We start from the raw sequence: 14,407 nt of genomic DNA on the forward strand, positions 1-14,407 counted from the left end.
AACACCGTGCGTGCGTCGAGGACGTCGGCCCACCTGGGGATCTACGCGCACAGGCCTGTGTCTCATACTGAGACCCGTATCACATTGAGACGCCGTACGCTCATGCATGTAACCGGCGGAAGAACGGGGCGTGTAGGAATCATGACCGCTAAGGATCTACGGGTAGCACGTGAGCGTTTTCTCTCCGAGCATCATCTCGACAGCTCCATTCGGCAGGACATCTACTCCTCCTGGCAGCGGTCGAAGTCACTGAAAGTCGTACCTGATCAGCTCGATCTCCCGTATGTCCGGGAGCCGAACCTGGACTGTCCCCTCGTCACGGCAGCCGGACCGGTCTTGAAACAGCTCGCGGACGGGCTGGTGGACGAGCCGGTCAGTGTGATTCTGACATCCGCCGACGGAGTGATCTTGACAAGGATCGCCGCCAGCCAGCGGCTCAATCGCACGCTCGACGCTGTCAGCCTGGCCCCAGGTTTCAGCTACTCGGAAGAATTCGCAGGTACCAACGGTATCGGCACTGCCCTCGAGACCCGGCAACCAACCCTGGTCACCGGCGCCGAACACTACGTCGAAAGTCTCGGGCAACTTGCCTGTGCCGGTGTCCCGATCACCCACCCGATTTCCGGAGCTCTCGTCGGCGCGCTCGACCTGACCGGCTGGGTCGAGGACGGGGGACCACTGCTGGCCACCCTGGCCAAATCCGCAACCGCCCAGATCGAAGGGCGGCTCCTTGCACAGGCCAGTGCCGAGCAGACAGCGCTCCTGAACGCCTACCTGAAGGCAGGTCGGCGGGCACCACAAGCAGGGGTTCTCGCTCTGGGTGACGATCTGGTGCTCCTCAACCGTCGCCTGCGCCTGGCACTGGATGCCCAAGACCAAGCTGCGCTGCTCGAGCACGCTGTCGACCTGACAGGAATGCCTGCCACACATCGACATATCGTCGCCCTACCCAGCGGACTGTCGGCGCGTCTGTCGTCCACCGAGGATTTCGGATTCGGATCGCGACGGCAGATGGCTTTGTTCTACGTACACCTCCTTGACACCGCCAACTCCGCGATCCCAGCAACAGAGAAACATGATTCCCTGCCCGGTATCACCGGCAGCAGCGCTTCTTGGCGCCGTAGTTGCCAGCAGATCGCCCGCTGCGCTCGCGAACAACAGTGGGTCACGGTTTCCGGAGAGCCGGGAAGCGGTCGCACTGCAGCACTCAAAGCGGCTGCTATGGCCCATATTCCGGTTCGAACGCGAATTTTCTGTGGGCCGGAGCTGTCGGGGGACAGTGGCGTCATGCAGGCGCTTCGGCAAGAACTCGAACAGGACCGCTTCAGCATCATCCTTCGCGACATCGATCTGCTCGACGAGGAGCATCAGAGGTCTGTCGCCGACCTCATTTCCGGACGTGAGCATGCCGGCTGGACCGGTGTAACCATCGGCGCTGCAGCGCACAACACCGATCTCGACACGCTTATCCTGCCCTATTTCAGCCACACCGTGCCTGTGCCCGCGTTGCGCCACCGCATCGAGGATCTCCACGACCTGGTACCGCTCCTACTCCGTCAGCTGGGCCACGGGGCAGAGCTATCGCTCGACCCTGCGGCAATGCGTCAACTGTGTAAATACAGCTGGCCCGGAAACGTGAGCGAGCTCCGGCAGGTCCTCCAGGAGGTGGTGCAGCGGCAACGCTCCGGCATCGCCGGAGTTGATCAGTTGCCACCGGTATGCCGGGCGCTGAGCCGACACACGCTTACACAGATCGAGGCCCTGGAGCGAGACGCCATCGTCCGCAGCCTCGAAGAAAACCACGGAAACAAGAAGGCGGCGGCAACCGCGCTCGGCATCTCACGCGCGACGATCTACCGGAAAATCAAGGAGTTCGGAATCGGCTTGTAAGTCGTCTCCCAAGCATGGACTGCCGCCCCGCGGTCACGCGGAGCTACTCAGCTATCGCTGATCGCGGACACCCCGCGCGTCGTGGCTTCCTGCCTCGGGTCCGGATTGCTCAGTGCCCGAACCCGGTACGGACCGGGAAGCCGCGCGAATCGCGGCCGATCGGGTGCTGATGGTCCTCTGTGGTCGTCTCCAGTTCACCGAGTGACCACCCTTTCCGTGTCCGGAAATGAGACGGCCATCACACCAGTTCCGCCGGACGATGGGGGATACCGAGATAGTGCACTCGGTACGAAACCCGAAGTCTAGCGCGGCAACCGAGAAGGCGATTCTGATGACGACAAACCCGCATACTCTGCACACAACGACTGGGCGAGAGCACTCCGGTAGTGGTCGGGTCTGGCTGGTGGCACCACTGTGCACGACGGCCGCCCCCACCGACCGCCCTCCCGTGCGTGATGACCTGATGCGGACCTGGCTGCCGGACGGCGACGCTACCTACCGCAGCCCCGACGGTCGCCGCAAGACCACCTGGGCACAACTGCATGCACAGTTCGATCTGGTGGAGGTGACGTCATGACGACCCTGACCAAAATCGGATGGACATCTGAATCACGCTACCCACGAGGTGTATTCGGCGAGTGTCTCGCGAGCGAGGACGCTGCCGAGGATGATCTGCGCTTGGCTCCCGACGACCGGGTCACGTGCCCGCTACACCATCGGTGGATCTACCGCTGCGTCGCGTCGCCGGCCCATATCAATGCAGTGACGCGACACCGATGGTGCCGTAGTTGCGCCGTCCCCCTGCCCGTGGTCATCGACGAGATCGCGGGAACCGTCACCATCGTCTGCACTCGGTGTGGTGACGGGGGCAGTCCGGCCACCACCCGCCTGATCGCCGCATGCCGCGCCAGTCTCGCCACCTCGAAACAGCGAGCACGGCAGCCGGCGTGAACCCGGCTGTGCAATGCGCTACCGGGTTCGATTAATGCCCGTCGGATTCGGACCAGTCCGCGAGTTTCCGCAGCGTCTCAATATGACTCATTATCTTGATCAGTTACAGAAAGTCGGGGCATAGTCTGCCCGTGCCTTCGACAACGGATTTCGCACGACAGCTGCGGCTCGCCGATCTGCGTGTGACCCAGCCGCGGATTGCGGTATTGGAAGCGGTGCAGGCAAATCCCCACGCCGACACGGAAACGATCCTCGCGGCGGTGCGCGGTGTTCTGCCGCGAGTGTCTCAGCAAGCGGTGTACGACGTGCTTCACGCGATGACCGCGGCAGGGTTGGTGCGGCGGATCCAACCGTCAGGCTCCCTGGCGCGCTACGAGTCTCGGGTCGGTGACAATCACCACCACGTGGTCTGCCGGTCCTGTGGAGCCATCGCTGACGTCGACTGCGCCGTCGGTGACACGCCGTGCCTGACCGCTTCGCACGACAACGGATTTCGTGTCGACGAGGCGGAGCTCATCTTCTGGGGCACCTGCCCTGACTGTTCCCCATCGCACCGTTGACAACCCGATCCACCAAGCACAGCCCGGATTACTCCCTTTTTGGAAGGAAAGCAGTGACTGACACCCAGACCATCGCAGAAGAACACCCTCCGATAGCCGAGGCCCAAACGGAGCCCGCGCAGAGCGGCTGCCCCGTTGCCCACGGCCGTCAGAAGCACCCCACTGAAGGCGGGGGTAACCGTGACTGGTGGCCGAACCAGCTCAACCTGAAAATCCTGCAGAAGAACCCCGCCGTGCGTAACCCCATGGACGAGGACTTCGACTACGCCAAGGAATTCGCGTCCGTCGACCTCGATGCTCTGAAGCGTGACATCGAGGAGGTCATGACCACCTCACACGAGTTGTGGCCCGCCGACTTCGGGCACTACGGCCCGCTGTTCGTCCGGATGGCGTGGCACGCCGCGGGCACCTACCGCGTGACCGACGGTCGCGGCGGTGCCGGCGCCGGGATGCAGCGCTTCGCGCCGTTGAACAGCTGGCCCGACAACGCGAACCTCGACAAGGCACGGCACCTGCTGTGGCCGGTGAAGAAGAAGTACGGCAAGACCATCTCGTGGGCCGACTTGATCGTCTTCGCCGGCAACTGCGCCCTCGAGTCGATGGGCTTCGAAACCTTCGGATTCGGCGCGGGCCGGGTGGATCAGTGGGAGCCCGAGGAAGACGTCTACTGGGGCCCGGAACTCACCTGGCTCGGCGACGAGCGTTATACCGGTGAGCGGGACCTCGAAAAGCCGCTCGGTGCGGTGCAGATGGGTCTGATTTACGTCAACCCCGAAGGCCCGAACGGCAACCCGGACCCGCTCGCCGCGGCCACGGACATCCGTGAGACGTTCGCCAGGATGGCGATGAACGATGTCGAAACGGCCGCACTGATCGTCGGTGGCCACACCTTCGGCAAGACCCACGGGGCCGGCCCGGCCGACCACGTCGGCCCGGAGCCCGAGGCTGCACCGCTCGAGGAGCAGGGTCTGGGCTGGAAGAGCTCCTTCGGCACCGGTAAGGGCAAGGACGCCATCACCAGTGGCCTCGAGGTGACCTGGACACCTACCCCCGACCACGTGGGACAACAGCTTCCTGGAAACCCTGTACGGCTACGAGTGGGAGCTGAGCAAGAGCCCCGCCGGCGCCAACCAGTGGATCGCGAAGGACGGCTCCGGTGCCGGTACCGTGCCCGACGCTTTCGACTCCTCGGTGCGGCACGCCCCCACCATGCTGACCACCGACCTCTCCCTGCGGATCGACCCTGCCTACGCGAAGATCACCCGTCGCTGGCTCGACCACCCCGAGGAGCTCGCGCACGAATTCGCCAGGGCCTGGTACAAGCTGACCCACCGAGACATGGGCCCGGTCGCCCGTTACCTCGGGCCGCTGGTCCCGCAGGAGACGCTGCTGTGGCAGGACCCCATCCCCGCCGTGACCTACGACCTCGTCGGCGCCGATGACATTGCCACCCTCAAGGGGCGGATCCTGTCGTCGGGACTGACTGTTCCACAGTTGATTTCGACTGCGTGGGCGGCGGCGTCGTCGTTCCGCGGTAGCGACATGCGGGGGCGGCGCCAACGGCGGCCGTATCCGTCTCGAGCCGCAGGCAAGCTGGGAGGTCAACAACCCCGACGAGCTCGCGCAGGTGGTAGGCATCCTCGACGCCATCGTGGAGTCGTTCAACTCCGCGCAGACCGGGAACACCCGGGTGTCGTTCGCCGATCTGGTCGTGCTGGGCGGAGCTGCGGCTGTCGAGCAGGCCGCCAAGAACGCCGGACACGACATCGAGGTGCCCTTCACTCCGGGACGAGCCGACGCCACGCAGGATCAGACCGACGTGGAATCCTTCTCCGCTCTCGAGCCGAGCGCGGACGGGTTCCGCAACTACCTCGGGACGGCACACCGGCTGCCCGCCGAGTATTTGCTGATCGACAAGGCGAATCTGCTGAACCTCAGCGCTCCCGAGTTGACGGTGCTGATCGGTGGCCTGCGGGTGTTGGGCGCCAACCACAACCAGTCGTCGCTGGGCGTGTTCACCGCACACCCCGGGTCGTTGAGCAACGACTTTTTCGTAAACCTGCTCGATCTGGAAACGTGGTGGGCGCCCACATCTGCGAACTCGGGCATTTACGAGGGTCGCGACCTCGCCACCGGTGAGGTGAAGTGGACCGGCAGCCGTGTGGACCTGGTGTTCGGGTCGAACTCGGAGCTTCGCGCGCTGGCCGAGGTCTACGCCGCCGACGATGCGAAGGCGAAGTTTGTGCACGACTTCGTCTCCGCATGGGACAAGGTGATGAACCTCGATCGGTTCGACCTTCGCTGACCCCGTGACACCGGGTGTGGCACCGTCGAACTTCGTCGACTGACGTTTTCCGGTCAGAGCACAGATTCGAGCCAGGCGGCTGTCTGGAAGAGTCGTTGCTCGGCACCGGGACGCCCGATCAACTGCAATCCGAGGGGAAGGCCCGCACTGTCACGACTGCCAGGGATCGTGACCACCGGTAGACCCATCGCCTGCCACGGTCGGCTCATGATGGGCGTCCCTGTCGCGTCGTGGCCGTGCGGCGCGGCGCCGAGAGCCGCGGGCCCGAGGATTGCTTCGTCCTCGCCCAACGCCGAGAGCAGCAGCTGTCGGGTCTCGCGGATTTCGGCGAGGGCGGCACGGTAATCCGTCTCTGTGGTTGCGGCCCCCGCGGTGAACAGTTCGGCGAGGGGTGTGCTGATTCTGTCGGTCTGCGCGGCCTCGGCGGCGCGTTCGCGGGCGGCTTCGTGCGCCATCACCGTGTGGTGGTGTTCCGCCAGTGCCACGATCGTTGCGGCGGAGTCCAACTCACGGCACCCGATCCCCGCCGACGCGGCGGAATCAGCGGTCGTCCTGAGCGCCGCCGTCATCTCTCGGGACACCTCGCCGAGCTCGAACCCGCTCCACAGCCGCAGCCGGTGTGGAGCGGAAGGTTCGAGAGCGGGCGCTCGCGTGCCGTCGCGCAGTGCTGTCCACGCGAAGTGGAGATCGGGCACGGTTCGTGCCAGCAGCCCCACCGTGTCGAGACTGGGACTCAGCCCGGTGATGCCCGCGGTCGGAAATTCGCCGTGAGCGGTGACGAAACCTGCGACTCCGCAGAACGACGCCGGCCTCGTCAGTGACCCCGCGGTCTGTGTACCGAATGCGAGCGGCACCATGCCTGCGGCCACCGCTGCCGCCGAGCCGCTCGACGACCCGCCGGGGGTGTGACCCAGGGCGCGGGGGTTGCGGGTCGGGCCGGGCTTGAAGTACCCGAACTCGGTGGTCACCGTCTTACCGAACGGGAGTGCGCCGAGGGCACGCGCACGCGCCACACAGCCGGCGTCCGTCGTCGCGGAATCCGCACCCCGCAGCTCACTGCCGCAGCGCGTCGGCATACCCGCGACGTCGATGAGATCCTTGACTCCGACGGGCAGGCCCCAGAGCGCGCCGTCCGGGCCGCTGTCCTGGATTCGGTCGGCCGCGGACCGCACCGCATCGGCATCGAGGTGGGCCCAGGCGTGAACTTCCGGCTCGAGGTCCGCAATTCGTGCGAGGGCCGCCTCCGCCACATCGATGGGCGTCGTCGCGCCCGTCGCCAGCTGCTCGGCCAGCTCCCGGAGTGGGCTCGATGACCGTAGTTCCGTCTTCATCGCATCGCCACCATCGTGTCGTCGCTCGTCGTCTCGGTCTGCCCGGTGAGCGCTCGGGTGCGCATCACGGAGAAGAGGCGATCGGCTCGTGCTTTCGTCTCCCCGGATGGCGCCGACAACAGCGCGACGATGATGGACACCGCCAGCGAGAGGGGTGCCACGGCGAGTGCCGGGTTCGAGAACCCGAGGATGGAGTCCGGTCCCTGCACGACCGGGCTGAGCAGGATGACGGTGACCGACAGGACGAGCCCGACCACGATGCCGGAGATGACGGCACGCGCCGTCATGCGCTTCCAGTACATGGTCAGCAGCAGTGCCGGCAGGTTCGCACATGCTGCGATCGACATCCCCAGTGAGGCGAGGAACGCGACGTTCTGCTTCTGCGCCGCGAAGGCGATGGCGACACCGATGACGCAGGTTGCCACCGTCGCGACCCGGGCCGCGCGATGCTGGGCCTTCGCCGACACCGATCCGTTCCTGATCACCTGCCCGTACAGGTCGTGTGCGATCGCACCGGAGGTGGCGATCACCAGGCCGGACAGTGCGGCCAGAATGGTCACGAACGCCACGGCCGCGACGAACGCCAGCAGGACACCGCCGCCGACCGTCTCGGCGAGCTGTGCGACCGCGAGGTTGCCGCCCCGATTCTCGGACTTGATCACCTCGACACCGACCAGCTTGGCGGCGCCGTAGCCGAGCACGGGAACCAGCAGGTAGAAGGCGAAGAAGATCCAGATCGCGGTGTAGGCGGACGTTCTCGCCTGCTTCGCATCCGGAACGGTGAGGAAGCGGATCATCACGTGCGGCAGGCCGAGCACGCCGAGGACGAGCCCGACGGTCTGCGACAACTGGTCGAACGACGCGGCACCGGACGTACGCTGCGGCGCGACGAACGATTGCCCGAACTCGGCGAGCGCGGTGCTGAACGGGCCGAAGGGATTGAAATCGAACCGCACCAGCACGAGAACGAACAGCACGACGGCACAGACCATGAGGAGACCGGTCTTGATGATCTGGATCCAGCTGGTGGCGAGCATGCCACCCACCAACGTGTACGCCGTGGTGAGTGTTCCGATGATCAACACGGCCACGGCGTAGTCGAGGTCGAACAGCAACGACACCAGAAGCGCGGCACCGACCAGCTGCGACACGAGATAGACCACGCTGATCACCACCGTGCTGATCGCCATCATCGACCGCACGTCCTTGCTGGGGAACCGGGTGGCGAGAACATCCGCCAGCGTGAAGCGGCCGAGGTTGCGCAGGGGTTCCGCGATCAGCAGCATCGCGAGGACGAACGCGACGGGCACGAAGACCGCGAGGTAGAACCCGTTGAAACCGGTCAGCGCGATCGCGCCGGTGACTCCGAGAAACGAGGCGGCAGAGATGAAGTCGCCGGCGATGGCGACACCGTTCTGCCTGCCGGTCAGGCTGCCGCCCGCGACGTAGTGATCGGCGGCGGACTTGTTCCTCTTGGAAGCCCACGCGGTGATCATCAGGGTGACAACGACGAGGGCCGCGAAAAGTGCAGCGGAGACGAGGTTCATGGCGCGTTATCCTTTCGCCGGCGAGGCGGTCCGGGAGTCGAGTTCGGCTGCCCGCGCCATGTAGTACCGGGCCACGACGATGGCGACGACGAATTGCGCGACCGCGTAGAGCCACGCCACGGTGACGCCGCTGAAGACGACGCCGTCCAGCAGCGAGGTGAACCCGCCGAGGATCGGCAGGGGCAGAAACAGTGCGAGGACCAGGGCGCTGAGACGAAACGTCAGGGCGGCACGCGTGTCTGCGAGCGCCTGCAGGTCGGATTTTTGTGTGACTTGTTCGGGCGGTGACGAGGTGACCATGGCTATTTACCTCCGGCTGCGGCGGGAACGAGTGCGGGTGTCACGGTGATCGGATCGGACCATTCGTCGTAGAACAGCCAGTCGGGGGACTCGACCGGAACCGACAAACGGTGGAATTTGCGTTGGAAGTAGACGAGGCTGTCGCCGTGTTCGCGCGTATGCACGCGGTCCAGTTCGATGAACATCACCGAATGCGATCCCACGGTCTTGCTGTCCGCGATCCGGCCGGCGAGCACCACGTGGGCGGCGCGCAGGATCGGGACACCGTCGTCGGTGTCGTCTTCCCAGATGTCCCACTGGAACCGGTCGGCCATCGCGACTTGTGTTGCGCCCGCGAAATGCATGGCCAGTTCTTCGTCGTCGCCGGAGAGCACGTTGATACCGACTCTGCCGTTGTTCTGGAATACGTTGTGCATGGCGCTGTTCTGATTTACGCATACGAGTGCGGTGGGCGGGGAGTCGGTTACCGAGCAGACGGCGGTCACCGTCATTCCGCATCGCCCGGCAGGGCCGTCGGTCGTCACGATGTTGACCGCGGCCGGCAGATTGGCCATGGCGGTGCGGAAGATCGATTGCATGGTTGTGAGTTCGGGCATTTCGTCTCCATGAGTTGGAACAAGAAGTCGTGTCACCACGTTGCGCCGGCGTTCCTGAAAGAAGGATATGACGCGCGTCATGCACTGGAACATTGGCGGCGACGCTACTTTCTTGCAGTAAGTCGCCTACCGGGGTAGGGGATTCCTTCAGTTGCCTACCGCTTCCGTTACGGTCGGTGTTCACTGGACGAGGAAGCAAGCCATCTGTGCGAGGCAGGATTCGATGGAACAGCAAGAAACACGGGTTTACATCGTCGACGACGATCAGGAGTTGTGCGCATCGCTTGCATGGTTACTCGATTCGGTCAACATCACGTCGGAGTACTACTTGTCGGTGCAGTCGTTCCTGGACGAGTACCGCCGCGACATCCCGGCCTGCCTCGTTCTGGACGTCCGGATGCCGGAAGTCGGGGGATTCCAGCTCCAGGAGGCACTGCTCGCCGACGAATCCCCGATTCCGATCATCTTCGTGTCGGCACACGGTGACATCAAGATGTCGGTGCGGGCACTCCAGCGGGGTGCGCTGACGTTCATCGAGAAGCCCTACGATCCGCAGCACATGCTCGACGTCATTCAGGACGCGCTCCGAGTCGCGCGTCAACGATTCTGCGAGCGACGCAACAGAACGGAACTGCAGGGCAGGATAGACACGCTGACAGTGCGCGAGAAGGAAATCCTCGCACTCGTCCTCGACGGATTGCCCAGCAAGAACATTGCGAAAGAATTGGGAATCAGCGTGAAGACGGTCGACGTGCATCGCACCCGTATCAAGGAAAAGACCGGAGCAGAAAGCATCGCCGTTCTCGTACGCGATATTCTGCAGGCCGGAATTGCCGTGACCTGAAATAATTCAGCACTTTTCAGGGGAGTTCGACGACGAGCCGCCCGGATTTCGCGCGCGACACACACGCGGCAATTCTGTCTCCCGCCTTTCTCTCACTCTTGGTGAGGCAATTGTCGCGGTGGTCGGGCTCGCCCTCCAGCACGTCCAGGACACAAGTGCCGCAAATACCTTCCCTGCAGGACGTGTCGATCTCGATGTCGTTCTCTTCGAGTACGTCGGCGATGGACTTCCCGGCAGGCACTTGGAACACCTCGCCCGTGTCGAGTTCCAATTCGAACGCCGTGTCCGACCGGGTCGCTGTAGGCGTCACCGCCTCGAAGTGTTCGAAGTGGACCGCGTCCTCACCGACAGCGGGTTCCGCCAGCCCGCGCACCCGTTCCATGAAACCTTCGGGGCCACAGGTGTAGACGTGTGTGGCGGCGGACGCGTCCGCCAGGATCTTCTCGAGGGTGGAGAGCTGGTCGTCCCTCGCCAGGCCGAAGTGCAAATGCACGTCCCGGCGGAAATCGGTACTCTCGAGCAGGTCGACGAACGCGGCCTGCGCCCTCGTCCGCGCGAAGTAGTGCAGGTCGAACTGTTGACCCCGCCGGTGCAACGCGAACGCCAGACTCAGCATCGGGGTCAGCCCGATCCCCGCCGCGACGAGGATGTGCCGATCGGCGCCCTCGGCGAGCGTGAGCAGTGTGCGCGGCCGGCTGATCTGCAACTCGCTGCCGATCGTCACACGATCGTGCAGTGCGGCCGAGGCGCCGCGGGGACCGGTCTCGCGTTTGACGGCGACCACATAGGACTCGGACTCGTGCGGCGGGCTGCACAGCGAGTACTGGGTGAGGACCTCGGTGGGGCCGAGGATGTCGATGTGGGCGCCGGCAGGGTACGGGTCGAACGGTGAACCGTCCGTCCGAACAAGCCGGAACGATTTGATGTCCGGCGTTTCGTCGACAATGTCCGCAACAGTGACAGTGAACATGCTCATGGTGATTCTTCCTCCGGTGCTGCGACCCGTCGCCCGCGGGCGGGGTCAGCGCATGTACAGGCCGCCGTTGACGTCCCAGCAGGCTCCCGTCACCGACGCGGCCGTCGGCGACGCGAGCAGAGCAACGGTCTCGGCAATGAAGTCGGGCGAGCCCAAGGTGCCCACCGGAATCGTGGTGAGGATGGCGGCCAGCTTGTCCGCGGGCACCGTCTCACGCACCACCGGTAGATCCAGCGGCCCGGGGGAGACGGCGTTCACCGTGACACCCGCCGGGGCGAGTTCGCGTGCGAAGACCTTGGTCAGTGTGCCGACGCCGCCCTTGGCCGCGGCGTAGTGGGCGCCGGTCGCCGTGCCACCGTTTTGTCCCGCCAGCGAGGCGATGTTGACGATTCTGCCGTATCGCTTCTCGGCAAAGTAACTTCCGAACACCTGGCAGCCGAGAAAGGCGCCGTTGAGGTTGATCTCGACGATGTCGGAGAATTCCTCCGGCGTGATGTCCATCAGCGAGCCCGTCTGTGACCGGCCGGCGTTGTTGACGAGGACGTCGATGCCGCCCCACTCCTGGATCACCCGGTCACGGACGGCTTCGAAACTCTTCCGCTTCCGGACGTCCAACTCCACGCCGATGGCCGTGTCACCGTCCGGATCCAGCTCCGCCGCTGTCTCTTTCGCGGCGCCGCTGTCGATGTCCGCGACCGCGACGCGGTATCCGCGGTCGTGCAATTGGTGTGCGATCGCGGCACCGAGGCCGCGGCCGCTGCCGGTGACTACTGCGACAGAATCCACGTCGAGCTCCTGTTCGATCGATGAGGTTCGGAAAATGCTGATCAGAGCAGGTAGCCGGAGGCGTTGACCGCTGCCTGCGAGTTCACCAACCGGATAACCTTGAGGTCCAACCGCGGTCCGCTCTCGGTGTAGCGGATGCGGTGCGTGACGTCGGCGGCGAGGGTCTGCTGGTCGTCGCGCTTGAAACCCACGAGGATCTGCGCGGACCTCACGGTGACCGAGTCCTCGGTCCGTTCCTCGACCGTGAACCGCGAGACGGTGCGGACCGTCCGCGCGGCGGCGAGCGCGGACATCGAGTAACCGGAGGTCAGACGTTCGATACGCATGCGGCGCATGCGAGTGTCGTCATTGACCATGTTCAGCGATCCGTCGAAGTCGTCGGTGTCCGGGTCGATGGGAATGACGTACCGGCCACCCTCGGTCCAGAGGGCGTCCCACGCCTGGTAGTCCTTGGCGTCGAGGAGGGCCGCTTCGTGCCAGATGAGTTCGATCGCCTGTAGTACGCGGGTGTCGGCGAACTGGGCGGTCATCAGATCAGTGCTCATCGGTCATCATCCTCTTCCACATTGCGTAGGCCTCGCGCATTCCGGTTTCGTCGGTGACGTGCGAGGTTCGGTGTCCGTTGCTGTCGAGCGCTTCCCGATTGAGGCCGCGGTTCACCATGATCGGCATTCCGGGTGCGCCGCGGGATCCGCGTTGTACCCGATCCCAGGCCTCGGAATCGTCGGGGCTGCCGAACCCGAACGGGCCCTGGAAATGTTCGTGGATGCGGAGGCGTTCGCGATTGACGATCTCCGGGCCACCGTCCATGCCGAGGGCGATGTGCCGGATCTCGGTCTCGTCGACCGAGATCGGGCGCAGGACCCGGAAGAACGACATCGACATCGCGACGTTGGGGAAGATGTTGAGGTTGAATCCGGCACCGTGCATCGAGCGGACGATGCGGCGGACCTTGTCGGCGGGCATCGTCTTCGACAGTTCCTCGACGATGTGGTCGAAGCGGGCCTGAATCTTCTCGGTGCCGTCGTCATGGTCCAGGTCGACGTGCTCCGGGACCATGATCGCGACACTGTGGCCGTTTCCGAGAGCGTGGGTCACGGCGTTGTCGTCGGTCATGAAGGAGAGCATGTCGGCGGTCTCGGCGTCGACCGAGGACATCCAGGACCGGTGCACGATCGGGAAGTGGTATCCGTCGGTGGTGTTCTCCAACTGGATCTTCCAGTTTCCGCGGAAGCGGAAGCAATGTTCGCCCTGCGTCTTGATGGGGTATCCCGCGCCCTGCTTCATGAACAGGTCGATCCACACCTTGGCGTCACCGAGGAAGTCGTCGAGGGGTTCAACGTCGGGGTTGAAGCTGGCGAAGATCATCCCGGCGTAGGACTCCACCCGCAGGCTCTGGAGGGGGAGGTCCTTCTTGTCGAGGTTCTCGTCGTATCCGTCGGGGTATGGAATTCCGCGCAGACGACCGTCAAGGGCGTACGACCAGCTGTGATAGGGGCAGGTGAACCCGTTCGCTTTGCCCTTGGGGACCTCGCAGACGCTGGCCCCGCGGTGGCGACACCGGTTCAGCAGGACATTGAAGTTCCCCTTGCGGTCGCGGTTGACGATCACCGGCTGCCGGCCGATGGTCGCCATCTTGTAGCTTCCGGCCTCGGGGATCTCGCTCTCGTGGGCAACCCATACCCAGGTGCGGTAGAAGATCCTTTCGAGTTCCGCCTCGAACATGTCGGGGTCGGTGTACAGCGATCCGTCCACGCGGTCGCCCGTGGCGAGGTCCGCGAAGTTGGTGTCGGTGGTGGTGGGATCCAGGGAAGTGGTCATCAGTTTCTTTTTCCATTCGATTCGAGCAGTCGTGTCGCCTCGTCGAGGCGAGTGACGAAAAGCTTCTCGGTCGTGAAGTGCTTGATCCGGGCGATACCGCCCTGCACTTCACACTCGGCGGTGATGCGTGCGACGAGCAGTTCGGCCGATTCGTCCTCGTATCGCGACAGCTGCTGCATGATCCACCGCCCCCGCCCCGCAGGGCCGTCCACCTCGATCTGCTCACTCCCGAGCAGGTGTACATTTCCCCGGAAATGGGAGTTCGGGGGAAGATACGCGGTGAGCATTCCGACGATCTCCGGCCGGCCCCGACGCGTGCCGAACTCGAGCGCGTACTCGGTGCCGATGCCTTCCCACACCGCATCGGGCGTGAACAGCGAGGCGAGTTCTTCGACCGAAAACTCCACGGAGGGAACATCGCACAGTTCCATGTAGCGGCACATCACGCGGTGCACGGCTTCACGACTTTCGATGCGCTCGGCCGCGGTCGCAGAGTGCAT

At 64.5% G+C, this 14,407-nt stretch carries 14 protein-coding genes and 1 pseudogene; 6 read left to right on the top strand and 9 right to left on the bottom strand.

Going from position 1 to position 14,407, the window contains the following annotated elements; genetic code table 11:
- Positions 1–141 precede the first annotated feature (141 nt).
- The 5 genes and pseudogenes from CBI38_RS04540 (at position 142) to katG (ending at position 5,706) form a co-directional block, all read left to right on the top strand.
- Positions 142–1,890 carry a sigma-54-dependent Fis family transcriptional regulator gene (locus tag CBI38_RS04540; RefSeq protein ID WP_109326760.1) on the top strand — a complete coding sequence of 583 codons (1,749 nt, stop codon included), beginning with the start codon at positions 142–144 and terminating at the stop codon, positions 1,888–1,890.
- Positions 1,891–2,221: 331 nt separating this feature from the next.
- On the top strand, positions 2,222–2,467 hold the full coding sequence (locus CBI38_RS04545) for a hypothetical protein (protein WP_109334854.1): 246 nt from the start codon (positions 2,222–2,224) through the stop codon (positions 2,465–2,467).
- Positions 2,464–2,841: a hypothetical protein gene (locus CBI38_RS04550; RefSeq protein WP_204164873.1), complete on the top strand. Its 378-nt coding sequence runs from the start codon at positions 2,464–2,466 to the stop codon at positions 2,839–2,841. The genes CBI38_RS04545 and CBI38_RS04550 overlap by 4 nt, the downstream gene beginning before the upstream one ends.
- 131 nt (positions 2,842–2,972) lie before the next feature.
- Positions 2,973–3,401: a Fur family transcriptional regulator gene (locus tag CBI38_RS04555; protein ID WP_109326761.1), complete on the top strand. Its 429-nt coding sequence runs from the start codon at positions 2,973–2,975 to the stop codon at positions 3,399–3,401.
- Positions 3,402–3,472: 71 nt separating this feature from the next.
- A pseudogene (katG, locus tag CBI38_RS04560) lies at positions 3,473–5,706 on the top strand (catalase/peroxidase HPI).
- 53 nt (positions 5,707–5,759) lie between these two features.
- On the opposite strand, the gene CBI38_RS04565 reads toward katG, so the two are convergent.
- The 4 genes from CBI38_RS04565 to hpaC are packed head-to-tail and all read right to left on the bottom strand — an operon-like array spanning position 5,760 to position 9,480.
- Positions 5,760–7,037 carry an amidase gene (locus CBI38_RS04565; RefSeq protein WP_109326762.1) on the bottom strand — a complete coding sequence of 426 codons (1,278 nt, stop codon included), beginning with the start codon at positions 7,035–7,037 and terminating at the stop codon, positions 5,760–5,762.
- Entirely contained in the window at positions 7,034–8,584 is a 1,551-nt protein-coding gene (locus CBI38_RS04570) for a solute symporter family protein (RefSeq protein ID WP_109326763.1), read from the bottom strand. Before CBI38_RS04570 ends, CBI38_RS04565 begins: the two co-directional genes overlap by 4 nt.
- 6 nt (positions 8,585–8,590) lie before the next feature.
- Complete coding sequence (locus CBI38_RS04575) at positions 8,591–8,884, bottom strand: DUF485 domain-containing protein (protein ID WP_109326764.1); 294 nt, start codon at positions 8,882–8,884, stop codon at positions 8,591–8,593.
- Between the two features lie 2 nt (positions 8,885–8,886).
- On the bottom strand, positions 8,887–9,480 hold the full coding sequence (gene hpaC / locus CBI38_RS04580) for a 4-hydroxyphenylacetate 3-monooxygenase, reductase component (RefSeq protein WP_109326765.1): 594 nt from the start codon (positions 9,478–9,480) through the stop codon (positions 8,887–8,889).
- Positions 9,481–9,703: 223 nt separating this feature from the next.
- Between hpaC and CBI38_RS04585 the strand changes: the two genes are divergently transcribed.
- Positions 9,704–10,324 (top strand): response regulator transcription factor, encoded by a 621-nt coding sequence (locus tag CBI38_RS04585; RefSeq protein ID WP_109326766.1) that lies wholly within the window; start codon positions 9,704–9,706, stop codon positions 10,322–10,324.
- A 16-nt stretch (positions 10,325–10,340) separates the two neighbouring features.
- On the opposite strand, the gene CBI38_RS04590 is transcribed toward CBI38_RS04585, so the two are convergent.
- From CBI38_RS04590 to CBI38_RS04610, 5 genes are read right to left on the bottom strand one after another with little or no spacing between them, the layout of a single operon-like run.
- On the bottom strand, positions 10,341–11,300 hold the full coding sequence (locus CBI38_RS04590) for a PDR/VanB family oxidoreductase (RefSeq protein WP_109326767.1): 960 nt from the start codon (positions 11,298–11,300) through the stop codon (positions 10,341–10,343).
- 45 nt (positions 11,301–11,345) lie between these two features.
- The gene (locus CBI38_RS04595) at positions 11,346–12,086 is read right to left on the bottom strand and encodes an SDR family NAD(P)-dependent oxidoreductase (protein WP_109326768.1); all 741 of its coding nucleotides are present in this window, start codon (positions 12,084–12,086) and stop codon (positions 11,346–11,348) included.
- 41 nt (positions 12,087–12,127) lie between these two features.
- Entirely contained in the window at positions 12,128–12,631 is a 504-nt protein-coding gene (locus CBI38_RS04600) for an aromatic-ring-hydroxylating dioxygenase subunit beta (RefSeq protein ID WP_109326769.1), read from the bottom strand.
- The gene (locus tag CBI38_RS04605) at positions 12,621–13,907 is read right to left on the bottom strand and encodes an aromatic ring-hydroxylating oxygenase subunit alpha (protein ID WP_109326770.1); all 1,287 of its coding nucleotides are present in this window, start codon (positions 13,905–13,907) and stop codon (positions 12,621–12,623) included. The genes CBI38_RS04600 and CBI38_RS04605 overlap by 11 nt, the downstream gene beginning before the upstream one ends.
- Positions 13,907–14,407 (bottom strand): nuclear transport factor 2 family protein, encoded by a 501-nt coding sequence (locus CBI38_RS04610; protein ID WP_109334856.1) that lies wholly within the window; start codon positions 14,405–14,407, stop codon positions 13,907–13,909. Before CBI38_RS04610 ends, CBI38_RS04605 begins: the two co-directional genes overlap by 1 nt.

The sequence above is a fragment of the Rhodococcus oxybenzonivorans genome, assembly GCF_003130705.1.
Classification (GTDB): Bacteria; Actinomycetota; Actinomycetes; order Mycobacteriales; family Mycobacteriaceae; genus Rhodococcus_F; species Rhodococcus_F oxybenzonivorans.